Annotated in this window: 19 protein-coding genes; 7 read left to right on the plus strand and 12 right to left on the minus strand. The window is 72.0% G+C overall.

What is annotated here, in order from left to right; genetic code table 11:
* Nucleotides 1-31: 31 nt before the first annotated feature.
* Complete coding sequence (locus QLQ12_RS33885) at nt 32-439, minus strand: hypothetical protein (RefSeq protein ID WP_282764804.1); 408 nt, start codon at nt 437-439, stop codon at nt 32-34.
* 340 nt (nt 440-779) lie between these two features.
* Between QLQ12_RS33885 and QLQ12_RS33890 the strand changes: the two genes are divergently transcribed.
* Both QLQ12_RS33890 and QLQ12_RS33895 read left to right on the plus strand, forming a co-directional pair.
* A complete protein-coding gene (locus QLQ12_RS33890) occupies nt 780-1,913 on the plus strand; it encodes a hypothetical protein (protein ID WP_282764805.1) in 1,134 nt (377 codons plus the stop codon).
* 903 nt (nt 1,914-2,816) lie between these two features.
* Nucleotides 2,817-3,011: a hypothetical protein gene (locus QLQ12_RS33895; RefSeq protein WP_282764806.1), complete on the plus strand. Its 195-nt coding sequence runs from the start codon at nt 2,817-2,819 to the stop codon at nt 3,009-3,011.
* Between the two features lie 638 nt (nt 3,012-3,649).
* Here the strand turns inward: QLQ12_RS33895 and QLQ12_RS33900 are convergent.
* The 10 genes from QLQ12_RS33900 to QLQ12_RS33945 all read right to left on the minus strand — a co-directional run bounded on the left by QLQ12_RS33900 (nt 3,650) and on the right by QLQ12_RS33945 (nt 13,894).
* A complete protein-coding gene (locus tag QLQ12_RS33900; protein WP_282764807.1) occupies nt 3,650-5,482 on the minus strand; it encodes a replication-associated recombination protein A in 1,833 nt (610 codons plus the stop codon).
* Nucleotides 5,483-5,761: 279 nt separating this feature from the next.
* A complete protein-coding gene (locus tag QLQ12_RS33905) occupies nt 5,762-5,983 on the minus strand; it encodes a hypothetical protein (protein ID WP_282764808.1) in 222 nt (73 codons plus the stop codon).
* Nucleotides 5,984-6,004: 21 nt separating this feature from the next.
* On the minus strand, nt 6,005-7,291 hold the full coding sequence (locus QLQ12_RS33910) for an MFS transporter (RefSeq protein ID WP_282764809.1): 1,287 nt from the start codon (nt 7,289-7,291) through the stop codon (nt 6,005-6,007).
* Nucleotides 7,288-7,854 carry a winged helix-turn-helix domain-containing protein gene (locus QLQ12_RS33915; RefSeq protein ID WP_282764838.1) on the minus strand — a complete coding sequence of 189 codons (567 nt, stop codon included), beginning with the start codon at nt 7,852-7,854 and terminating at the stop codon, nt 7,288-7,290. The genes QLQ12_RS33910 and QLQ12_RS33915 overlap by 4 nt, the downstream gene beginning before the upstream one ends.
* Nucleotides 7,855-8,076: 222 nt before the next feature.
* On the minus strand, nt 8,077-8,565 hold the full coding sequence (locus tag QLQ12_RS33920; protein WP_282764810.1) for a GyrI-like domain-containing protein: 489 nt from the start codon (nt 8,563-8,565) through the stop codon (nt 8,077-8,079).
* Between the two features lie 81 nt (nt 8,566-8,646).
* Nucleotides 8,647-10,449 (minus strand): aspartate--tRNA ligase, encoded by a 1,803-nt coding sequence (aspS, locus tag QLQ12_RS33925; protein WP_282764811.1) that lies wholly within the window; start codon nt 10,447-10,449, stop codon nt 8,647-8,649.
* 87 nt (nt 10,450-10,536) lie between these two features.
* The gene (locus QLQ12_RS33930; protein ID WP_282764812.1) at nt 10,537-11,232 is read right to left on the minus strand and encodes a hypothetical protein; all 696 of its coding nucleotides are present in this window, start codon (nt 11,230-11,232) and stop codon (nt 10,537-10,539) included.
* 555 nt (nt 11,233-11,787) lie between these two features.
* Nucleotides 11,788-12,162 (minus strand): ADP-ribosylation/crystallin J1, encoded by a 375-nt coding sequence (locus QLQ12_RS33935; RefSeq protein ID WP_282764813.1) that lies wholly within the window; start codon nt 12,160-12,162, stop codon nt 11,788-11,790.
* Nucleotides 12,149-12,694 (minus strand): GNAT family N-acetyltransferase, encoded by a 546-nt coding sequence (locus QLQ12_RS33940; RefSeq protein WP_282764814.1) that lies wholly within the window; start codon nt 12,692-12,694, stop codon nt 12,149-12,151. The genes QLQ12_RS33935 and QLQ12_RS33940 overlap by 14 nt, the downstream gene beginning before the upstream one ends.
* A 9-nt stretch (nt 12,695-12,703) precedes the next feature.
* Nucleotides 12,704-13,894, minus strand: a complete 1,191-nt coding sequence (locus tag QLQ12_RS33945; protein WP_282764815.1) for an alanine racemase — start codon at nt 13,892-13,894, stop codon at nt 12,704-12,706.
* 138 nt (nt 13,895-14,032) lie between these two features.
* Between QLQ12_RS33945 and QLQ12_RS33950 the strand changes: the two genes are divergently transcribed.
* Nucleotides 14,033-14,977, plus strand: a complete 945-nt coding sequence (locus tag QLQ12_RS33950) for an aminoglycoside phosphotransferase family protein (protein ID WP_282764816.1) — start codon at nt 14,033-14,035, stop codon at nt 14,975-14,977.
* Nucleotides 14,978-14,985: 8 nt separating this feature from the next.
* On the opposite strand, the gene QLQ12_RS33955 is transcribed toward QLQ12_RS33950, so the two are convergent.
* A complete protein-coding gene (locus QLQ12_RS33955; RefSeq protein ID WP_282764817.1) occupies nt 14,986-16,614 on the minus strand; it encodes a beta-N-acetylhexosaminidase in 1,629 nt (542 codons plus the stop codon).
* Between the two features lie 74 nt (nt 16,615-16,688).
* Here QLQ12_RS33955 and QLQ12_RS33960 point away from each other — a divergent pair, with 74 nt between their 5' ends.
* The 4 genes from QLQ12_RS33960 to QLQ12_RS33975 all read left to right on the plus strand — a co-directional run bounded on the left by QLQ12_RS33960 (nt 16,689) and on the right by QLQ12_RS33975 (nt 22,821).
* Nucleotides 16,689-18,107 (plus strand): MarR family transcriptional regulator, encoded by a 1,419-nt coding sequence (locus QLQ12_RS33960; protein ID WP_282764818.1) that lies wholly within the window; start codon nt 16,689-16,691, stop codon nt 18,105-18,107.
* Nucleotides 18,104-19,318, plus strand: coding sequence for an amidohydrolase/deacetylase family metallohydrolase (locus tag QLQ12_RS33965; protein WP_282764819.1), 1,215 nt, complete (start codon nt 18,104-18,106; stop codon nt 19,316-19,318). Before QLQ12_RS33960 ends, QLQ12_RS33965 begins: the two co-directional genes overlap by 4 nt.
* On the plus strand, nt 19,318-19,698 hold the full coding sequence (locus QLQ12_RS33970; RefSeq protein WP_282764821.1) for a RidA family protein: 381 nt from the start codon (nt 19,318-19,320) through the stop codon (nt 19,696-19,698). Before QLQ12_RS33965 ends, QLQ12_RS33970 begins: the two co-directional genes overlap by 1 nt.
* 99 nt (nt 19,699-19,797) lie before the next feature.
* Nucleotides 19,798-22,821, plus strand: coding sequence for a serine/threonine protein kinase (locus tag QLQ12_RS33975; protein WP_282764822.1), 3,024 nt, complete (start codon nt 19,798-19,800; stop codon nt 22,819-22,821).
* Nucleotides 22,822-23,476: the final 655 nt, after the last annotated feature.

Consider the following 23,476-nt stretch of genomic DNA (forward strand, 5'->3'; position numbering starts at 1 on the left):
GTCCCATGACGGGGCGCTCCGTCCTGGCCGCTCATCCCATGACGTAGTTCACCGTCCGGGCCACTCGTCCCGTGACGGGGAGCTCCGTCCGGGCTCGCCGTTGCACGGGGCGGCTCGCCGTCCGGGCGGGCCATGCCAGGCCGTCCGCCATTCTGGCCGGGTCTGCCCCTGCCGGAAGCGGCGGCGCCCACGGCTGCTCCGGCGACCGCACCCCGTGCTGCCGCGGGCGGACCGGCCGGGCCTGCCGGGGCACGTCCGGGCACAGCTGCGCCACCACGTGCCGGGCCTTGGGCGCGGCCAGGACCCTGTCCGGGCGCCTGCGCTCCACCTCGGACGGAGCCACCGTCCGGGCCGGTTCCGGGCACGCCACCAGGCCCGGCGACACCGCCAGAGGCAGCAGGACCGCCGGTAGCGGCCATTCCACCAGCGCCGGCCGCACCGCCGGTCACCCCGCCAGGACCAGTTGCACCGCCGGGACCGGACATTCCGGCTGCGCCGGACCTCCCGCCCTGGCCAGGCCTACCGCCGGGACCAGGCCTGCCGCCGGGCCCGGGACTACCGCCAGGCGCTGGCCTTCCGCTGGGAGCGGGCCTCCCGCCAGGGGCAGGCCGACCGTCGGAACCGCGTGGGCCGGGCTGGGCTCGGCCGGGCGCGGCACCCATCGCCTGAGCCGGGCCCGAGCCGGGTGCCGCGGCATCCGGTCGCGCGGCGCCGGACCCTGCCGGCCGGACACCGCTGTGCCGGCCGGTGTGCTCCTCACCGTCAGCCGGGAAAGGTCCATGCGCGCCGCCCGGCGGCTCGGCGCCGGGCGCACGCCTGCCGGGACCGGCCTGTTCGGGTACGGCGACGCCGCCCGCAGCACCCCGATCCTCACCGGCCTGCGGCGGAACCCCGGGCCCACGCTGGCCACGACCGGGACGCTGGATCACGCCGGAAACGCTGTCCGCCATCGCGCCGGCCCGCCCGGGCACCGCCGGGACACGAGCGCCCTGCTTACCCGGAACGACCGGCGGAACCACGGCAGCGGCCCGTACCGGCCGCCCGTCACCGGGCCCGGTACGGCGCGGACCGGGAACATCCGCGGTTCCGGTGAAGCCGCCGGCCTCCGGTTCGTCGGGATCGACTCCTTGGTGGGTGTTCCGGCGGCGGCGGGCCTCGCTGCGCGAGATGCCGTCACCGGATTGCCCGTCGGGGCGTCCACCGTGGCCGTCGCCGCCCGGCCAGCCGTCCTGACCGGGGTGGGACTGGCTTCCGCGACGGACGACACTGTGCGTGCCGGTGTCGCTGCCGGCCTGGACGAATCCGTAAGCGCCGGTGTCACTGCCGGTCTGGACGAACCCGTGCGCGCCGGTGTCACTCCCGGTCTGGACGAACCCGTGCGCGCCAGTATCACTGCCGGTCTGGACGAATCCGTGCGCGCCGGTGTCACTCCCGGTCTGGACGAACCCGTGCGCGCCAGTATCACTGCCGGTCTGGACGAATCCGTGCGCGCCGGTGTCCGTACCCGTCTGAATGAACGCATGGGAACCGGTGTCGGCCCGCGGCCCGCTGTCGGGGGAACCGTGACGGTTGGGCCGCTCGTCGCCGGGAATCGGCGACGCGGCCTGTCCCGGACGACGGCCGGGATCGCCGTCCGGAGCGGCGTGGCCGGGCTGTCCGCCCCGGCTCGCACGCCGACCGGCGGGTCCCTCGCCAGCGGCGAGGTCCTCGGCCCGTCCCCGGCGGATCCGGTCCCGGCCGGAGCGATCCTCGCCCGCACCGGGCCGTCCCGGCGCCGTGGCCGCCCCGTAGGTCGCGGCGGGACCCTGTTCGTACCCGTTCGGAATGGCGCCGGACTGATGCACGGCGTCATAGGCGTTCGGGATCGGCCCCGATTGGTGCACGGCGTCATAGCCGTGAGGGATCGCGCCTGACTGATGCGCGTCGTCACGGCCGTCAGGAATCGGCCCCGACTGGTGCACAGCGTCGTAGGCGTTCGGGATCGGCCCCGACTGATGCACGGCGTCATAGCCGCCCGGCATCTGGCCCGGCTGCTGGCCGCCGTCGGGGCGACCCGGTGAGACCGGGTTCGCCGGACGGAAACGATCACGCGCAGGAGCGGCCGGCGATGTGGGCCGGACACCGGGGCCGGCCCCACGGGCGCCGGGCGACACCGGCCGGGCACTGGGCGCCGCACCACGGGTGCCGGGCGACACCGGCCGGACACCGGGCGCCGCACCACGGGTGCCGCCAGGGGCGCCGGGGACCTCGGGTGCGTTACCGGAGAGCGGAACACCGGCGCCGCCCGCCGGAGGCTGTCCGGGGAACATCTGACCGGACGGATCCGCGTCGATCTGCCGACGACCGCCACCGGTCTCCGGGCCGACCGCCGGGCGGCCACCCGGCCCGCCCCGGCGAGCGCCGGGCGGCATCTGACCGGGAGCGCCGGCCGGAGGCATCTGACCGGACGCCATCTGACCAGGACGATTCGGGCCGAGAGGCATCTGACCAGGCCGATTCGGTCCGAGAGGCGCCTGACCCGGCACGCCCTGACCCGGCACGCCCTGACCCGGGACGCCCTGACCCGGCACGCCCTGACCCGGCGGCATCTGCCCACCGGATGGGCGCTGTCCAGCCGGGCCCGGCCCACGCCGCCCGCGGCCCTGCTGCTCGAACGGCGCCTGACCGGGCGGAACCGTGCCCGGCGGCATCTGGCCTGCCGAAGCCGCGCTGGGAGGAGTCTGCCCGCCCGGCGCGCCACCGGGCGGCATCTGCCCGGGATTGACCGGCCCGGAAGGAAGCTGACCAGGCGCGATCGCACCCGGCGGAATCTGGCCGTGCGGCACTGGGCCGGCCGGGACCTGTCCGGGCGGCACCGTGCCTGGGCGCGGGCCGGGCTGCATCTGACCAGGCTGCATCGGGCGGGAACGCTGGCCGGGCGGCGTCTGGCCGGGCGCACCGGCCGCCCCACGTGGGGCGGCACCTGCCTGACCGGGCGAAACCGGCCCGGACGGCCCGGCTGCCGGACGTGACTGTCCGGCGCCACCGGCATTCCCCGGGCCCGCCGGCCCGGCATGCTGACCAGCCGGGCCGGCCATGCCCTGATTCACCGGAGCGGACCGCGGTCCACCTCGCCCCGGCGGCACCTGACCAGCCCTCTGACCGGGAGGAACCGCCCCTGCCACCATCGGGCCGGGCGCGCCGGCGCCCGGGGGCGCCTGACCGGCGGGAAACGCTCCGGGCGGCATCGCACCGGGCGACACCTGAGCGGACCGCGGCGCCGGCCGCTGCCCGGGTGAGGGAGGCTGCCAGCCGCCGGTGGCCTCACCGTCGGCGCGCCCACCCTGCGCGGGATAGCCGTCGGCTGGCTCACTCTGCGCGGGATAGCCGTCCGGGTCCCCGGGGAACGCGAAGTCGTCATCGGGAGCATCGTCCGGTCCTGGCGCCACCCGCCCGGACTTACTGCTCCGGGCTTCTCCGGGAAGGACACCGGGCCCGATCGCATCGCTGCTCTCCTTGGCCGTTCGCAGGTCGTCGAGCCAGCCGGTCTCCTCGCGCGGGACCTCCTGGGGAACGGCCGGCTGCTCGGCACGGCCACCACGCCCGAAGCGCCGGCGGCTCTTACCGCCCTGACCGGCATCGTCGTCGGGTCGATCGGCACCCCGCGCTGTCACCGCTGTTCCTTCCCGGCACTGTCGCCGCTGTCGTCACTGCCTTCGGCACCACCCGCGGCCGGACCCCGCCCGGTCACGCCGGCGCCGCCGCCGGCCTCAGCACTGGTCACAGCCCTGTCCGGCCCGGCACCGCTCGCACCGCCTGTGCCGTCTGTGAGGCCCGCCGCGTCGGCGCCGTCCTCGCCGTTGACGGGTGTCGCCGCACCGGTCGTGTCACGACCGGCAGGGCGAACACCGTCCGAATCCATTTCCTTACTTTGAGGAACCGCCGACGTGCCGACCGGTTCCGAGTCCGCCGAAGACTGTGACGCATTCGCGGCCGGAGCACCACCCGCCGCGCGGTCCGACGCACCCACCGAAGCGGTGACCGGCCTGCTCGCCGTTCCGGGATTCGTCTCGCCGCCGGCCGCCCCCGAGCCGGCCGCGGGCCCACCACCGACCGGTCGTGACGTGGGGCTGAGGCCCCGCACGATCCGGCGCAGTCGCGGGACGCGCTCCCCGACCGCGCGTTCGGCGCCGTGATCGGTCGGCCGGTAGTAGTCGGTTCCGACCAAATCATCGGGGACATACTGCTGGCGGACCACACCTCGCGGATCATCGTGCGGGTAGCGGTAGCCCCGGCCGTGACCGAGGCCGCGCGACCCCGAATAGTGCGCGTCGCGCAGGTGTGGCGGCACCGGGCCGCCCCGGCCCGCGCGGACGTCCGCCATCGCCTCGCCGAGGGCGGTGGTGACGCTGTTCGACTTGGGCGCGGTGGCCGCGTGCACGACGGCCTGGGCCAGGTTGAGACCGGCTTCGGGCAGGCCCACGTTCTGCACGGCCTGGGCGGCGGCGGTCGCCACCAGCAGCGCCTGCGGGTCGGCCATGCCGACGTCCTCACTGGCGAAGATGACGATGCGCCGGGCGATGAACCTCGGGTCCTCACCGGCGACCAACATCCGGGCGAGGTAGTGCAATGCCGCGTCGGGGTCGCTGCCGCGCATGCTCTTGATGAACGCGCTGATCACGTCGTAGTGGGCGTCGCCGTCCCGGTCGTAGCGGACCGCCGCCACGTCCACGGCCTTCTCCGCGGTGGCGAGATCGATCTCGCCGGCGTCCTGAGCCAGCGCGGAACCCGCCGCGGCCTCCAGAGCGGTCAGGGCTTTCCGGACGTCACCGGACGCCAGCCGCACCAGATGGTCCTCGGCGTCCGGAGCGAGGGCGACCGTGCCGCCGAGCCCGCGCTCGTCCGAGACCGCGCGCCGGATGAGCCGGCGAACGTCGTCCTCGGCGAGGGGCTGGAGGGTGAGGAGCACGCATCGGGAGAGCAGGGGCGAGATGACCGAGAAGTACGGGTTCTCGGTGGTCGCGGCGAGCAGGGTGACCGTCCGGTCCTCGACGGCCGCGAGCAGCGAGTCCTGCTGGGTCTTGCTGAAGCGGTGCACCTCGTCGATGAACAGAACGGTGGGCGGGCCGCCGTAACGGCGCTCACGCCGCGCGGTGTCGATCACCGCGCGCACGTCCTTGACACCCGCCGTCAGGGCGGACATCGCGACGAACTTGCGGTCGGTCGCGTTCGCCACCAGGTGCGCGATGGTGGTCTTGCCGGTGCCGGGCGGGCCCCACAGGATCACCGACATCGGGCTGGTGCCGGTGACCAGTTGCCGCAGCGGTGCGCCGGGCGCCAGCAGATGCTTCTGACCGATCAACTCGTCCAGGGAGGTGGGGCGCATCCGCACCGGCAGCGGCGCGTCGCCCGCGGGCCGCCCGAATCCGGCGGCCGTGGGACCGGCCGGTTCGGCGGTCCGCGCGTCCGGCGGTGCTAGGGAGAAGAGCCCGTCCGTTTCCATCACAACCGACAGTACCGGCCTTGGCGGCCCGATCAGAAACTCCACCTGCCGCCCTGTGGAAACGCTCCCGAGCAGCCACGACAGCCTCACGGAGCGTGGCCTTCCCCGGACGTGAGAACGAGTGGACGGCCCCGGAGAGGATCGCCGCCCGGCCTGGGGCACCCGAGCGGAAAGCACGGGGAGCGAGTCCGCGACACGTGCCGGACAGACTTCCGGCCCGCCCGGGGCTGGGCGGGCCGGAGAGGCCGGAGGGTCGGCGGCCGGGTGGCCGCTGAAGAGTCAGCCGCGGCCCGGGCGGCGGCCGTAGAAGCGACGGCCGGAGCCGGTGCCGGAAGCGGCGCGCGGGCCGCTGCCGACGCCCGCCAGGTAGAGCGCGAGCAGCAGCAGGCCGAGCGAGCCCATGGTCTCGAAGTTGAACAGATCAGGGGCGCCGAAGTTGGTGTCGAGCAGGTCAGCGATAAGGTAGATGCCGAAGACGACGGCGGCGGCGATGGCGAGCATCGGGTTCCTCCGGGGGGGGTGTCAGAGAGCCTGTGACAGGCTGGTACCCGGATGGGAGGGCTCCCGAAACTCCGTCCCGGCCGAACCTGCCCGTGACTTCACCAGATAGAGCGGGGCCGCCGCGGCGAGCACCACGGCTCCGGTGATGAGCGCCGTCGACGTGCCCGCCCGCGCGGCCACCGCGGTCAGCACGATCGATCCGATCGCGAAGCCCGGGGCGGCGACCATCGAGTTCAGCGAGAGCAGACTCGTCCGGTACTCCCCCTCGGCCTGCCGGTGCAACAGTCCCGCGTGGACCGGGTTCGCCGCACCGTGCACGGCATAGCGGAGCAGGAAGGCGCCGATCACGCCCACCGGACCGGCCAGCAGCCCCATCCCCACGATCGTCAGCCCCTGGCCCACGCGCAGCGCGAACCCGGTCCACCGGGCGCCGAACCGGCGGGCGAGCAGTGGAACGAGCGCCGCACCCACCGCCGACGCGCCCCAGGCGGCCGAGCTGACCGGCCCCATCAGCGGCCCCGCCGCCGTGGTCACCTCACTGAGCCGGACCGGCATCAGCTGCTCGAAGGTGACCATGCCGAAACTCCACAGGAACTCCACCGCGATCAGGGCCAGCACCACCCGGGACCGGCGGGCCAGACCCAGCGCGGCGCCGATCGCCGCCGGCACGCCACGCACGGAGGCGGCGAGCGCGACCCGCCCGCGAGCGGACCGCTGCTCACTCATCAACAGCGCCACCGCGAGAGTGCTGGCCAGGCTCAGGATCAAAGCCATCAGCACCGGTACGGTCAGCGCGCTCACCTGCCCGAGCGGCCCCAGATCGACCGGCCCGAGCCAGACCAGACCGCCACTGAGCAGGGCCGTCCCGGCGATCGCCAGGCTGGCGGTGGTGCCGCCCCGGCTGAGGCCGGTCTCGATGTCGGTTTCCGGGTCGGCGGCCAGCGCCTGGTCGACGAACCAGGACTCCAGCGGCCCGCTGTCGAGCGCCCGGTAGACGCCCTGCAGCAGATAGGCGAGCCCGAGCAGGACGATCGTGTCGGCGGCCACGAGCAGCGCCAGGGAGGCCAGGTTGATCACACCGGCGATCAGCAGCACGGGCCGGCGCCCGAGAGCGTCGGCGAGCCCGCCGGTGGGCAGCTCCAGCAGGAGAACGACGAAACCTTGGATCGCCACCACCGAGCCGATCTCGGCGATGCTCAGCCCTCGCTCCAGCGGAAGGAGCACCAGCACCGGGATGAGCAGCCCCACCGGGAGCCAGCGCAGCCCGAGCAGGATCAGATAGCGGGAGCGGATCTGGGCCGCTGTCATCGCTCCTGCACCAACGGCACACAAGCGCTGAAGAACAGGATCTGGCGTGCGCCCGGCCGCGGATCCGCCAGGGCCCGGGCCTGATGCCGCTCGACCACGTCTTCGAGATCGGCCTGCAGATCGCGTAGCTGCGCCGGGTCGAGAGTGAGGGCGTAATCGCTCATGCCGGCGACGTCACGCCACTGCGGCGACTCGCTGGAGGCGACGGTGTGCCAGGCCTCGATCTTGTCGACCATCAGGCGCAGTTGATGTGCCTCCAGCCAGTCCACCGCGGCGACAGCGTCCGGGTCGTCGGGGTAGTCGCTGCGCTGCCAGCTGGAGAGATCGTGCAGCGCCCGCCACCAGCGCTGGCGGCCACTGCCCGGCCGGTCCTCCTCGCCGACCAGGCCGGCTTCGGCGAGCTGGCGCAGGTGATAGCTGGTCGCTCCGGTATTGGTGGCCAGCGCCTCGGCCAGTTGGGTGGCGGTCGCCGGGCCCTCCAGCCGCAGACGGCCGAGCAGCCGGATCCGCAGCGGATGGGCGAGCACCTGGATCTGCCGGCCACTCAGGTGCACCTCGGTCATCCGGTGCGGGCCCTGCTCGCGCTGGCCTGGCTCGTTGTCGCCGCTATCGCTCCTCATGAATCCACAGTAACTGTGCATAGAGTCTGTGCACAAGTTCTATGCATAGATTCCGTGCATAGCGAAGAGCCCGGCGGCGGACGGCCACCGGGCTGAGGTCACGGAGGGGTGTGAGGGGACGGCTGTGGCCGTACCCCTCGGGAAGGTGTTGAAGTGACGCCGCGGTCAGTCGGCGAGCTTGAAGAGCAGGACCGTCTCCCACTTGTGCATGTCGGGTTGCACGGTGGGGTCGGTCATCAGCAGTTCGAGCCGGGCGGCCCAGACCTCGCCCGTGGGCGTGGGCGTCATGTCCCAGGTCAGGCCCTCGGACTGCGCCCAGTCCAGCAGGCGGGCGGTGACGGCCATCAACTCGTCGGGGTGGCCGATGTGGGCGACGGTCGCATAGTGGCCGGCGGGGAGCGTGTCGACGAAGTCGGGCTCGGCGGCCTCGACCGGGGCGGCGATCGGGATCCCGGCCTCGACGACCAGCTCAGCGGCCATGTCGATCTCGCGATAGCGGAAGAAGGGTGGGCCGACGATCGGCACACCACGCTGGGCGAGCCCGGCGAACATCGCCGGAAGATGGTCGGCCACCCGGGCGAACTCGGTCATGGTGACCGACTCACGGCGGGCGAGATAGGGCTGGGCGGTGCGCAGGACGATCGTCGGCTCCACCCGGTCAGTCTCACAGGACCGGCCGCGGGGCGCATCCCCCGCGGCCGGTCCTGTGGACGACGTCGTCGGTTGGAGTGGTCGTCAGTTGGAGTGCTGGACCGGCGCCGCCTGGCCGTCGGTGCCGGGGGTGCCGGCGGCGGCCTTCGGCTTGGCGTCGATGCCGGCCTCGAGGCGCTGCTGCGCGGTGATCGGCGTCGGCGCGGTGGTCAGCGGGTCGAAACCACCACGCGTCTTCGGGAAGGCGATGACCTCGCGGATCGACTCGTTGCCGCTGAGCAGCATGCAGGTGCGGTCCCAGCCGAGGGCGATGCCGGCGTGCGGCGGCGGGCCGTACTTGAAGGCCTCCAGCAGGAAGCCGAACTTGTCCGCGGCCTCCTCCGGCGTGATGCCGAGCAGGTCGAAGACCCGGCTCTGCACGTCGCCGCGGTGGATACGGACCGAGCCACCGCCGATCTCATTGCCGTTCACGACGATGTCGTACGCATACGCCAGGGCCTTGTCCGGCGCGGTCTCGAAGTTGTCGATCCACTCCTCGTTCGGTGAGGTGAACGGGTGGTGGACCGCGGTCCAGCCGCCCTCGTCCGTCTTCTCGAACATCGGGGCGTCGACGACCCAGCAGAACGCCCAGGACGACTCGTCGATCAGTTTGGCCCGCTTGGCGATCTCGATCCGGGCGGCGCCGAGCAGTTCCTGCGCCTCGCGGCGCTCACCCGCCGCGGCGAAGAAGACCGCGTCACCCGGCTTCGCGCCGACCACGTCCGCCAGGCCGGACAGATGCTCGGCCGACAGGTTCTTCGCGACCGGGCCCTTCGGCTCGCCGGTCTCGGCGTCGAGCACGACATAGGCCAGGCCACGGGCGCCGCGCGCCTTCGCCCAGTCCTGCCAGCCGTCCAGTTCCTTGCGGGTCTGCGAGGCGCCGCCCGGCATGACCACCGCACCGACATAACCGCCGGCGTCGATCGCGCCGGCGAACACCCGGAACGCCGTGCCACGCAGGTACTCGGTCAGCTCGACCAGCTCGACGCCGTAACGCAGGTCGGGCTTGTCGGAACCGTAACGGTTCATCGCGTCGGTCCAGGTGATCCGCGGGATCGGCAGCTGCACCTGGTAGTCGGCGAGCTCGCTCCACAGCCGGGAGACGATCTCCTCACCGAGCTCGATGATGTCGTCCTGGGTGACGAACGACATCTCGATGTCGAGCTGGGTGAACTCCGGCTGGCGGTCGGCGCGGAAGTCCTCGTCTCGGTAACAGCGGGCGATCTGGTAGTAGCGCTCCATGCCGGCGACCATCAGCAGCTGCTTGAACAGCTGGGGAGACTGCGGCAGGGCATACCAGGTGCCCGGCTGGAGGCGGACCGGGACCAGGAAGTCACGGGCACCCTCGGGCGTCGACCGGGTCAGGGTCGGCGTCTCGATCTCGTTGAAGTCGCGGGCGTGCAGGATCTCGCGGGCGATCTGGTTGGCACGGCTGCGCAGGCGCAGCGCCTTCGCCGGGCCGGAACGCCGCAGGTCCAGGTAGCGGTATTTCAGGCGCAGGTCGTCGGACGCGGTGATCGTGTCGTCGACCGGCAGCGGCAGCGGAGCCGCCTCGGAGAGGACGGTCAGCTCGCTGGCGACCACCTCGATCTCGCCGGTCGCCAGCTCCGGGTTCTCGTTGCCTGCCGGGCGGGCGTTGACCTCGCCGACGACCTTCACGCAGAACTCGTTGCGCAGCGCGTGCGCGTCCTCCTCGCGGAAGACGACCTGGACCACGCCGGAGGCGTCCCGCAGGTCGACGAAAATGACACCGCCGTGGTCGCGCCGGCGCGCGACCCACCCGGCGAGCGTCACCGTAGTGCCGGCGTCGCTCGCGCGCAGAGTGCCGGCGTCATGGGTACGGATCACGGAAACGTCTCCTAACAGAGTTCGCGGGGCGCACCCGACATTCTGTCAGGAGCGCCCCGCGCCGCGTGCCACGGGCCGGTCACCGCGTCACGGCACCTGCCACGATGTGGCACGCAGGCCGGCGGTGCCGGAGCCGCCGACGTCAATGATCTCCACGAGTACGAGTTCGGCCGGGGCCGCCGCGGTGAGCACGCAGATCGCCGTGCCCTCCCGGACCTCCACCTGCAGACCACGGCCGAGCGGGCTGGTCCGGACGGCCCGATCACAGCCGGCCGCGTCGGTGTCGGCGCTGGCCTGGCGGCTGCCGCCGGCCGCACCCGCGCCGAGGCTGAGCTGGGGTGCCCGGCTGCCGCAGGCGCTCTCGTACCGCAGATCGGCGACATGCTCGGCGACGTCGGCGCGGGGTTCGTCGAGATCCAGGTGCACGACGGCGGAGCAGGTCAGTTGCAGCCGGAGCGGCTCCTTCGCATAGGCCACCCGATACTGCTCCGGCTGCGGCGGCCGGGGCGCCGGCGACTGCGGTGGTGAGGCCACCGGAACCGGCAGCTGAGGTACGACAGCCCCTACCGCCTCGAAGGTCCGCCAGGAGAACAGGCCGGCGGCGGCCGAGAGCAGCAGGGCGAGGAGGCTGAACAGCACCGCGAGGACCACGCCGGCACGGCGGGGCCTCGAGGGCTTGGCTTTCGGCTCCTTGACCACGGCGCCCGCCGTTTCCTGGTTCGCGGCTTCCCTGGCTGCGGCCTCCCGGTTCGTGACCTCCCTACTGGCGGTCTCCCGATTCACGGCCTCGTGATTCGCCGCTTCTCGGATCGTGACCTCCCGACTCGCGGCCTCCCGATTGGCGGCCTCCCGACTGGCGGCCTCCCGACTGGCGGCCTCCCGACTGGCGGCCTCCCGACTGGCGGCCTCCCGACTGGCGGCCTCCCGACTGGCGGCCTCCCGATTGACGGCCTCCCGACTGCCGGCGTCGCGAATCGCGGCGTCGCGAATCGCGGCCTCGCGACTGGCGGCCTCGCGGCTCGCGGTTTCGCCGCCCGCGTTGAGTGGCTCGGTCGGGCCTTCGGGGTAGCCGGGAGTCGGAGCACGCGGCGGCAGCCAGTTTCCCGGCTGGATCGGATGCCGCGGCTGCCCCACGCCGGCGGGATGCGAATGATCGACTGACGTGCGGTAGACGGCCGGATCGCTGGGGGCTGCACGGAATGCGGGCATGTCGAACTCCAGCGGCGCAGAGGGGAATAGTTCGCGTTCACCGCCCAATCACCGTAAACACCATCCATCCGGCGAGCCATCCCCCGCGCGGGGAATGACCTTCATCAGTACGGTGCTCGCGCCGCCGATTCACCCGCCCGCCGCACCCGCGAATTCGTGCACCACGTCGATGGTGCCGACGATGTGATCGTTGAACTCCTCCAGTTCCTCCGCCGGAACCCACAGTTCGAGGATGCTGTCGCCGCCGACCTGCCGGACCGGATAGCGGGCGGCGAAATCCGCGTCGACCTCGAAGCGGGTGACATAACCGGCGCCGGATGCCGGAACGTTCCAGTCCCGGGCGATCATGATCGCGTAGTCCTCGTTGAGCACCGGGTAGAAGATCGGCTGGTCCGGCAGGCGTGGTGGCCAGCGCCGCCACCCGGAGGCACGGACCAGGTCCAGTTCCGTCGGGCCGGTCGGCCGCCAGAGCGTCACAGCCGGCAGCCTGTCATGATCGATCATTCGGCCGCCCCTGGTCTCCCGCCCGCCCTCTGATCGCACTCAGATCGTGACGCCAGTCGTTGCAGCGCAGCGGGTTACCTTTCGGGAATTCGAAGTCCACCTCGCCGAGCAGTTCGAAGCCCGCCTGGCGGCACAGGCTGTTCGACGCGACGTTGTCGGCTCGCGGGAAAGCGTGTCCCCAGCGGATCCGATCCTGGCCGGCAGCGTGCGCCAGGGTGCGGGTCAGCGCCCGGCCCGCCAGTCCGCGTCCCTGGAACTCGGGCAGCACCTTCCACCCCAGCTCGTAGACGGTCTCCCCACGCCACTGCTTCTGCCAGTAGCCGATCGAGCCCACCGGACCCGCATCATCGATCACGATCAGGAACATCTCCGTCGTGCCCCGCTTGATGCCGTCGAGAATCCGCCGATGCCTGGAGACCAGGGCCTCGTCCGGTTCCACACCGGCGAGGAACTCCTGCATCTGCGGTGTGTTGGCACGCCGTTGCAGCTCCGGTGCGCGGTCGTCCCACGGCTCAAGCCGAAAAGCGGTCATCGGTCCTCCTCAGAAGTAGGTGTGCAACACGTCCACCACGCGCCGGTCACCGTCGACGACCGGGATGTCCCGCCACTTGTCGAAAGCGGTGCACGGATGCGAGATCCCGAACCGGATCAGGTCGCCGGGGACCAGGCCGGCATCGTCGACGGCGAGGCGGGTGTGGTGGTCGTTCAGCGTCGTCACCCGCAGCCCGGCGGCGGGGCGCACCACGCCGTCGGAGCCGCGGATCTCCATCGGCACCGGCAGCCCTTCATCGAACGGAGCGTCCCGTTTGCCCATGCCGGCGAACGCCAGGCCCGGCTCAGGTATCGACAGCACCTGAGCCCAGATCTCCAGGGCGGCCGCGAGTGGTCCTTCTTCCGGCACCCGCACGAACGGTGTCCGCTCCCGGTAGAAGCCGTCGTCGTGGGTGACCGACGCACCGCTGCGCAGGATCAGGCGTGCCCGCTCACCTAGCCCGGCGAAACGGTCAGCGACCCGGTCGAACCAGGCACTGCCGCCGGCGGACAGGATCGGCCGGCCGGGGAGCAGCCCGGCATCGGTCAGCCGGGTCAGACCGTCGACGAGCTGGTCGAGGAACGCGTCGACGCCGGCCCGATCGGGAAGCTGGCCCTCGTAACCGGTGATCCCGGCCAGCTCCAGACCGGGAGCCGCGGCGACCGCCCGGGCCACCCCCTCCAACTCGCCGAGGCTCCGGACGCCGGTGCGCCCGCCCGGATGGCCCAACTCGACAAGGACCCGCAGCGGTCCGCCGGTCGCGGCCGCGGCGGCGACCCCGGCGAGTGAGTCGACCTGGAAGTACACCTCCCACCCGGCGGCGCTCTCGGCCGCCAGCCAGCGCAGCACGGTGGGATCGAGGACTTCGTTGGCGATCAGGACCCGGGCGATGCCGAGCCTGCGCAGCACCAGCGCCTGGTTCGGCGTGGCCACGGTCAGCCCCCACGCGCCGGCCCGCATCTGTGCCTCCAGCAGGCCCGGCGCCATCGTGGTCTTGGCGTGCGGCGCGAAGTCGAGCCCGTGCCGCCGGCAGTACTCGGCCATGGTGGCGATGTTCGCCTCCACGGCGTCGCGGCGAACGACAAGCAGGGGCCAGGTGAAGGCGCCGCCGAAGAGGCTCGGCCGGTCCGCGGCGATCCGCTGTGGGTCGGCCGGCCCGTCCGGAGACCAGAAACCCTTGCTCCGCCAGTCGATCGTCATGCGGCTCTCCTTCGCTGTCGCGGGCCGTTCTCGCCTTGCCGCCGTTCTTCCCTTGCCTTGCCGCTGTTCTTCCCTTCCCGCCGGTCTTCCCTTCCCGCCGGTCTCCCCTTGCAGCCCTGGACCGTTCCTTCCTTGGCGATGCTTGCCAGACTGCACTTCGTGGTCGACATCGCGCTGTCCGTCGCGTTCACCCGCAACGTGAAGGAACGCTGGGGTGACGCCGGCCTGAAGTGGCTGGCCGGGCTGCCCGAACTCACGGCCCGGTTGCTGCGGGACTGGGATCTGCGGCTGGCCGACCCGCTCCCGTTGAGCCGGAACTGGGTGAGCCGGGTACACCAGGCGGACGGGACGACGGCGGTGCTCAAACTCGGGGTGCCGGAGACGGGTCATCTCGCGGACGAGGCGACGGCGCTGGAGTGCTTCGACGGGCGCGGGGCGATCGCCGTGCTGGCCCGCGACGACGCGCGCGGAGTGCTGTTGCTGGAGGACGCTCGCCCGGGCATCCAGGCACGATCGCTGGTGCCGCGGCGGGACGAGGAGGTGACAGCCGCACTGATCGGGATCATCAAGCGGTTGCACCGCCCGGCGCCCGCCGGCGTGGAGCTCCCCCGGCTCTCCCGCCGCGGTGCCTCTTTCGCTCGACACCTGCACCGGTTCCCGGGGGAGCACATGCTGCCCCGGCATCTGGTGGAACGGGCGGGAAGCCTCTTCGGCGAACTCTGTGCCACGGCGACCGGGCCGGTCGTGCTCCACGGTGACCTGCACCATGACAACGTGCTGGCCGCCGAACGCGAGCCCTGGCTTGCGATCGACCCGCACGGTGTCGTCGGCGATCCCGGTTACGAGATCGGGGCCATGCTGTACAACCCGGACCCGGCCGGCGCCGACGACACCGTCCTCGGCCTGGTGGAAGCACGAATGGAACAGCTCGCCGACGGGCTCGGCATGCCGCCCGAACGGGTGGTCGCGTGGGGTTTCGTCCAGGCGGTCCTGTCGGAGGTGTGGACCTTCGAAGGGAACGGAGTGATGACCGGACGGCCGCTGCGGCTGGCCCGGAGGCTTCTGCCGTTGCTGCCGGACTGACCAGCTGATCATGTCGCCTCCCGTCTCAGGTCTGCGGTCATCTCGTGCAGTTCGGCGAGGCGGTCGGCGAGAGCGCGCGGGTTGCCGGGCGCGTCGGGCCGGGCGTCCCACGGCCGCGGGCCGGAGAGCGGGCGGTAGTTGACGCCCAGCGCGTCGAGCCGGGCGAGGTGGGCGGGCAGCCGGGCGGAGAACCCTGCGAAGTCCCGCTCGGCGGGGCCCCAGACCGCCTCGGCGAAGGCGCAGAGCCTCGGGAAGGCCTGATAGTCGACTCTGCGGGCGGACTCCAGATGCTCGGTCCAGATGTTGGCCTGCCCACCGAGGACGAGGGCCGCCTCAGCGGTGCTCAGACCGGCCGGGAGGGGGTCAAAGGCGTAGACCTCGGCGAGGGTCAGCCGGGTGCCGACCGGGGTGGGCTCGCCGGGATCGTCGGACTGGCGGTAGTCGAGGTAGACCGCGACGTCGGGACACGCGACCACCTGATGCCCGGCCCGGATCGCGTGGGTGGTGGGCTCATGGCCCCGCCACGCGGCCACGACGGCCCCCGCTGGTGCGCCGCCGGCCAGAATCTCGTCCCACCCGTAGAGCCGGCGGCCCCGGGAGGCGAGGTGCTCGGCCAGACGGGCGGTGAACCAGCCCTGCAACTCGTGCGGGCCGGCCAGACTCTCGGCGCGGATCCGCTCCCGCGCCACGGGGCTGTCCACCCACTCGGTGGTGGGGCACTCGTCACCGCCGATGCCGATCAGCTCACTGGGGAAGATGTCGCAGACGTGGTCGAGGACGGCCCGGCAGAAGCCGAGCGCCCCGGGGCCGACCTGCAGGACGTGCTCGGAGATGCCCCACGCCGACCGAACCGGGCCGTCGAAGCCGTTGCCCAGCGCCGGATAGGCCGCGATGGCCGCCTGCATGTGGCCGGGCATGTCGACTTCCGGCACGACGGTCAGATGCCGGCCGGCGGCGTACGCGACGATTTCCCGCAGGTCGTCCGTGGTGTAGTGCCCGCCGTGCGGCCGCCCGTCGTAGCTCTCGTGGCCGCGTGAGCCGAGCATGGTGGTGGGCCGCCAGGCGCCGACCTCGGTCAGTCGCGGCCAGCCCGGGACCTCGAACCGCCAGCCCTGGTCATCGGTGAGATGCAGGTGAAGCACGTTGAGTTTGTGGAAAGCGGCCAGGTCGATGAGACGGAGCACGTCGGAGACGGGCATGAAGTGCCGGGCGACGTCGAGCAGCAGGCCACGCCAGGCGAATCTGGGCTCGTCCTCGATCCGCTGGGCGGGCACCGTGAAGGGGCCCGCCTCGATCGGGGCGCGGCGCAGGGTGGCCGGCGGCAGCAGTTGCCGCAGTGTCTGGGCACCGTAGAACACGCCCGCGGCGGAACCACCAGTGATGTCGGCGCCGGCCGGAGTTATCTCCACGGCATAGCCCTCGGCGGGCAGGCCCGCGTCGACCCGCAACCGGACGCCGCCGGTGCCGGGCAGCAGCGCGCACCCGGTGGCGGGGCCGATGGTGGCCCGCATCCACCCGGCGACGCCCTCGGTGCCGGGGCCGGCCGTCAAGCTGGTCGTGGCGTCGAACCGGAACGCACCGGCGGACCGGGAAACCGATCGCACGGTGGGAATCAGGTTCGTAAGTGGCTCGTTCACGACACCTCCTTGACCGTTCGGCCCTCATGGAGGACGCTAATACGAGCCACTTACGAACCACAAGGGGAGGCGGCATGGTCATCGGATTGGTGGTCCACAGCGGCCACCGAGAGCGTTTCGCCGAGGCGGCGCGCACGCTCACCGGCGTCTCCTTCGCCTGGGCGGTCTACGAGCGCGAGGAGCAGATCCGCGAGCGGGTCAGCGAGTTGCTGGCCGCCGGTGACGTCGACGGCCTCCTGCTGGGGCTGGTCCCTTGGGCCCGGGCACGCGACCTCCTCCCGGCCGGCCTCCCCGTCGCCGTCACCCGGTCCGCCGCCCTCGACCTGGCACTGGCATGGGCCCGGGCTCGAGGCAACGGGTGGCCGGCCACCCCGGTCAGCATCGACACATTCGCCATCGAAACGGTCGACGAGGTCGCCACGGCGCTGGATCTCGACCGGGCGGCCATCGCCACCCTGCCGTTCGACGCGGAGCAGTCCCTCGGCGAGGTGGTGGCGTTCCACCGCGACCACCTCGATCGCACCGCCGCGCCCTATGTGATCACCGTGCGCACCGGCGTCTCCGCCGCCCTGGACGGGCGGACGGCCGTGCTGCACGCACTGGCCACACCCGGCACGATCCGCGCCGACCTCACCGAGCTGGTCCTGCGAGTCCGCCGGCAACGAGCCGACGGGCAACGCTTCGCGGCCGCGGTCTTCCGCTCCCCCGCGACGGGCACACGCGCCGCGCTGCGCCGGACGCTCCGGGAGATCCCTGAGCTCGCCGACGCCTGGGTCGAGGAGCACGGGCCGCACGGCGTCGTCGCGTTCGCTCCGGCAGCCGTCTTCGAGAAGATCACCCAGCACTGGGTGATGGCGCCGGTGCCCTGGCGCGGCCGTCCGGGAAGCGGCGAAGATCCCCTCCCGGAGCAGGGGAGCCTAGGAGCGTTCGCCGGATTCGGCATCGGTCCCTCGGCACGCCGCAGCGTCGCCCTCGCCGAACAGGCCGCCGACCGCGCCGAACAGGACGGCCCACCCACCGCCTACCTGATCACCGACGACGGCGTGATGATCGGGCCGATGGGCGCCGCCGGTCCACCGCTGACCTACACCTACCGTCAGCACGGCGGGCTGGAGGATCTGGCCGGCCGGTCCGGACTGAGCCCGGCCACACTGTCCCGGCTGGCCGCACTCGAGCGGTCGCTGGGCGGTCGGCCCATCTCTCCCGGCGAGCTGGCGGACGCCCTCGGCATCACCGATCCCAGCGGGCGCCGTCTGGTCCGCAAACTCACCGAAGCCGGCCTCGCCGTCGCCGACGGCAGCACCCAGCCACATCACAAAGGCCGTCCGGCACGTCTCTACCGGCTAGCGATCACCGCGGCCCTCAGTTCCGGCCGGAGCCCGGCCGGTGGCCTCCCCGGCACGACGGGCGACATCGGCTCGACGACAGCGAGCGGCGGCCTCCCCTCGGCCTCCGCTGGAGACACCGACTCGGCAGGCAGGGGCGGCCGATGAGATACGACCTGGTGCTGACCGGCGCCGAGCACGGTGACATCGCGGTGCTGGACGGCTTGATCGCAGCGATCGGCCCCGACCTGGCCGCGAACACCCACCGGGTGCTCGATGTCGCCGGGCGCCTCGTCACACCCGGCCTGATCGATCTGCACACCCACGTCGGCCCCGGCTACTGGGGCATCGACCCCGATCCGATCGCCTGGTACACGGGCGTCACCACCTGGGTGGACGCCGGATCGGCCGGGGCGTACACGTTGGCCGGCCTGCGGCGGGTCGCCGAGACGGCGATGGTGCGGGTGCCGGCGCTGCTCAACATCTCCGCGGTCGGCCTGGCCGGGCGCACCGGTGAAAGCCGCGACCTCGCCAACTGCGACACCTCGCTGGCGATCGACACCATCCAGGCCAATCGCGATCTGCTCCACGGCATCAAGGTGCGCATCGACGCGGAGACCGTGGGAGACAACGGGGTCGAACCACTGCGCCGAGGCCTGGCGGCGGCCGAGGCCTGCGGGGTGCCGGTCATGGTCCACATCGGCACGGCGCCGCCCGCGCTCGACGAGGTGCTCGGGCTGCTGCGGCCCGGCGACATCGTGACGCACTGCGCGAGCGGGATCGCCGCGCCACTCGGCCCAGCCGTGTGTGCGGCCGCCGAGCGAGGGGTCCTTCTCGACCTGGGTCACGGCTCCGGCGGATTCGCCTTCGACGTGCTCGAAGCACAACTCGCCGCAGGGCTGCGCCCGTTCACGGTCTCCACCGATCTGCACGCCCGCTCACTGCACGGTCCGGTCTTCGACCTCCCGGTGACCATGGCGAAACTCCTGGCGGCCGGCATCCCGTTGCCCGAGGTGATCGACGCGGCCACCGCCCATCCCGCGCGGGCACTCGGCCTTCCCGGCGGGACCCTCGCGGTCGGCTCACCCGCCGACTTCGCGATCTTCGAGGTCCGCGAGGAGCCGTTCCCGGTCGTCGACGCCCACCGGCAGGTCCGGGTCTCACCGGTCCGCCTGGTGAATGAGGCGACCTATGTGGGCGGTCGCCCGCTCACCCCACGATTGCCGGCCCCACCCGCGCCGTGGATCCCCTTGACGGATACACAGCGAGCGGCTCTGGCACGCCGCGAACGCGACATACGTGACCTGCTCGCCACTCCACTGGTGGACGTGGGCGGGCTGGCCGACCAGTTCCCGAGAACGAAACCGAGGAGTTCCTGATGCCCAAGCGTGCTGTGATGACCGACAAGGCGGCGCCCGCCGGTGGCCCGTACTCGCACGCCGTCATCGCCGGCGACACCATCTACCTGGCCGGAGCGATCCCGGCGCTGCCGGACGGCACCAGGGTCACCGGCAGCTTCGCCGAGCAGGCACATGCGGCCTTCCGCAACCTGGCGGCGGTCGCCGAAGCCGCCGGCTCCAGCCTGAACGACGCGGTGCGGGTCGGGGTCTACCTGCGCGACTTCAGCGATTTCCCGGAGATGAACGAGATCTACCAGCAATACATCAAGGGCCCCGACCGCGCGGTACGGACGACGCTGCCGGTTCCGCTCGTCGGCTTCGACATCGAGATCGACGCCGTTCTCTACACGGGCACCTGAGCAGGGCACGGTGCGGAGAGGAGCACGGTGACACCGCCGGCGCGACGTGGGCGACCACCCAACGGGTAACCGGGGACTCTCTTGGGTAGAGGGATATCCATGCCTCACCCCGGAGAGTTGCTCGGCGGACGGTACCGCCTCGACGATCGCATCGGCGCGGGTGGCATGGGCGAGGTCTGGCAGGCGACCGACACCGTGCTCGGACGAGCCGTCGCGGTCAAGACCCTGCACACCGATCGGGCGACCGACCCAGGCTTCCAGCGCCGCTTCCGGCACGAGGCACGCGCGCTGGCGGCGCTGCACCACCCCGGCGTGGTGGCGGTCTACGACTTCGGCAACACCACTGCCGATCTCGACAGTCACGACGCAGGTGCGGGGGCCGGCGCCGACGTCGGGGCTGAAGGCGCCTACCTGGTCATGGCCCGGGTCGACGGGCAGCCACTCAACCGGATCCTGGCCGAACGGGGCAGGCTCACCGCCGCCGAGACGATGTCGATCGTGGCGCAGGCCGCCCGGGCTTTGGACGCCGCGCACAAGACCGGCATCGTCCACCGCGACGTCAAACCCGGCAACCTGCTGATCGAGCCGGACGGCGCAGTCGTCCTGGTCGACTTCGGGGTGGCCCGGTCCGCGCATTCCGGCACACTGACCGGCGCTCGGGAAGTGGTCGGCACCGCGCTCTACATCGCCCCGGAACAGGTCACCAAGGAAGCGACCGGTCCCGCCGCGGATGTCTATGCGCTGGGAGCACTGGCGTTCCACTGCCTCACCGGGCATCCGCCGTTCCAGGGTGGAAACCCGATCGCGATCGCCCTGCAGCACCTCGAGGACGCTCCACCCCCGCTGCCGGACGATGTGCCGGAAGAGGTGGCGGCGTTGGTCCGGACGGCCCTGGCCAAGAGTCCGGCGGCGCGTTTCCCCTCCGCCGGCGCCATGGCGGCGGCGGCCGAAGCGGCGGGTGTTTCGATCGCCAATGGCTCGACGGCCGGCAGCCCTCCGAAGACCGGCACCACACCCGGCGGCGTGACGAGCAACGCGACGGCCGCGCTGGCCGTCACCGACCTCCTCGGCGCCACCGAAAGCAGCCCAGCCGGAAGCCGGAACCCCGCAGGCCACGGCAGTGCAGGTAGCGGCGCTGCGGCTAGCGGCGCAGCAGGTATCGGTCCTGCTGGCCACGGCACTGCAGGCAGCAGTCCTGCGGGCCACGGCAGTGCAGGTAGCGGCGCTGCGGCTAGCGGCGCAGCAGGTATCGGTCCTGCTGGCCACGGCACTGCAGGCAGCAGTCCTGCGGGCCACGGCAGTGCAGGTAGCGGCGCTGCGGCTAGCGGCGCAGCAGGTATCGGTCCTGCTGGCCACGGCACTACAGACAGCAGTCCTGCGAGCCAGGGCAATGCGGGCCCCGGCACTGCAGCTAGCCGCGCTGCGGGTAACAGCGCTGACAACCTTGTCGGGAACGACACTGCAACAGCCGGAGCCGCCGGAAGCCGAGACGCTACGAACAACGCCGCCGTAGGCAAGGCGACAGACGACGTTGCGGGAGACAACGCCTCGGTCGCCAATGCCGGCGGGGGTAAGAACAGTGCGGGCAGTCTCGCTGCAAGCACGGCCGCCGTCGGGGGCAGTACCGCTGGAGACAATGCCACCGAGGCCTATGCGGCTGGAATCGACGCCGTCGGCAACGCCGAGGAGAGCGCCTTCCGGACCGGTGCTCCAGGAGGCTCCGGCCCCGAAGGCTCCGCGGGCGAAAACAACGCTGCTGGCAACGCCGAGGAGGGCGGGTTCCAAAGTGGCCCCGTGGGAAATGTATCGGCTGCGGCCGCAGAAGAGCGGCCCGACGGACTGGCGGTCACCAGGGCCGACGCACCTTGGTTCGGCATCGCCGCGGTTGGTGGCTCGGAGGACTTCGAGACGGATACGACCACACATGATGCTGGGACCACCGCGCCTTGGGACGTCTCCTCGTCGTTGACCAAACCCGTCTCCTCGCGGCGGACCGACGCCACCCCCTCGCCGCTGACCGACACCGCCCCTTCGCCGCTGACCGACTTTGATCGGAACGACATCGGGCCGAACAGATCACGGTCGCCAGGACCCGACCGGTTCGACTCCACCGGAAGCAGCACATCGGGGACCAGAGTGGGGAACACGGACGGCGTCACCCCGCGGTCACCCCACACACCGCAGTCACCCCACAGCGAAGAACTCGCCGCCGCCGCAACAGACGGCCCCTTGGCCGGAGTCGCCGGAGCGAGCGCTGCCGCGGCGGCATCGCATGACGGGCTGCCCGAGGCTTCGTCGAGGGATGGTGTGACACCACCGGCGTCACCGGAGGCAACTGGAGCCGGTCCGGGCGAAAGCAAGCCAGCCGCAGCCAGATCAAGCGCAGCCGAACCAAGCGCAGCCGGACAAGGCCAGGACGAGCCAAGCAAGAGAGGGCTCGATAGCAGCAGGCAGTACCAGAACGAGCCAGGCAGCGGACGGGGCGAGGCCGAGCCAGGCAGCGTCCGGTCCGGCGACAGCCAGAGCCGGGTCGGGTCTGTCGGCGGCGGCGGCGGCAATACCAGGAGCGGCGGCGTGCCGAATTGGTCCGAGCCTGGCGGTGTGGGGCAGGGCGAGAGCCGTCCAGGCGACGCTCGACCGGACGCGAGCGGGCCAGGCAACCCTCGACCGGACACGAGCGAGCCAGGCGTCAGTGAGCTGCGCCGGGGCAGGGGTCGCCTCGTTGCGGTCCTGGTTCTGGCGGCGGCCGCTCTGCTGGGAGTCGGAAGTTTGATCGTCACTGATCCGCTCAGATTCTTCGCGGAAGACCCGAAGCCGGTGACCAGCGCACCGGCGGCTCCGGGGAGTTCCGCTCCACGGGGCACCGGCAGCACCAAGGACGGGAACGGGGCCGCTGAGCAGAAGGCGGTTCAGCCGGACAGGACGCCGAAGAAGGAGCAGACGCCCACCCGCGCACCGAGCCCGACGTCCACCCGTCCGGCGGAGACTTCGGCCACCCCCACGCCCACTGGCGAAGCGACGACGACAAGAACATCGTCCACACCGGAGCCGACGTCTACCACGGGGCAGACCGGGCAGCCGAACGAGAACGATAACGAACCAGGCGAGAACGAGACCGACTGATCACACCGCCGACCCGGCCGTATTCAGCGCCAGGACTCTCCGCCAGCGGCGCGTCCTGACGACTGGTTGATGAGTCGCCGCGGGAAAGACATCACGCAGACTGTTGAGCCACCGCAGGCAAGGCACCGCGCGCAGGTCACAGGTGGCCGCGAGGACAACACCACACAAACCAACGAACCACCACAACCAAGACATCGCGCGAGTACGGATCGCCGTGAGGAAGACGCCGCCGGAGGCTGGAGCGGCGAGCATTGACGCAGCGGGGTCGACAAGGCGAGCGGCAGCGGTGTCGACGAGGTGGGCGCACACCGCCGAATACCACCGCATCCCGCCTTTGACCAGGGCGTGAACGGCCTGGATGCGAACCAGGGAATCGCTATGTAGTATCCCTCAGCCACTGTCCGCGTGACCCGCGGCGCTGATTCCCTTAGGCAGGACATGTCGGTCATTAACGACGCGCATACCGCGACTCTCTCTCCGGGAAACTCGGTCAGCACGCCTCAGACATCCAGTCCGCCGCATCTCAGGTTCCGGCCTGACATCGAGGGTATGCGCGCGATCGCGGTGACTCTGGTCGTGCTCTCCCACGCCGGCCTCACCGGCATCGCCGGCGGCTACATCGGCGTCGACGTGTTCTTCGTCATCTCCGGATTCC

This window comes from Actinoplanes sandaracinus (assembly GCF_030009775.1).
Lineage (GTDB): Bacteria > Actinomycetota > Actinomycetes > Mycobacteriales > Micromonosporaceae > Actinoplanes > Actinoplanes sandaracinus.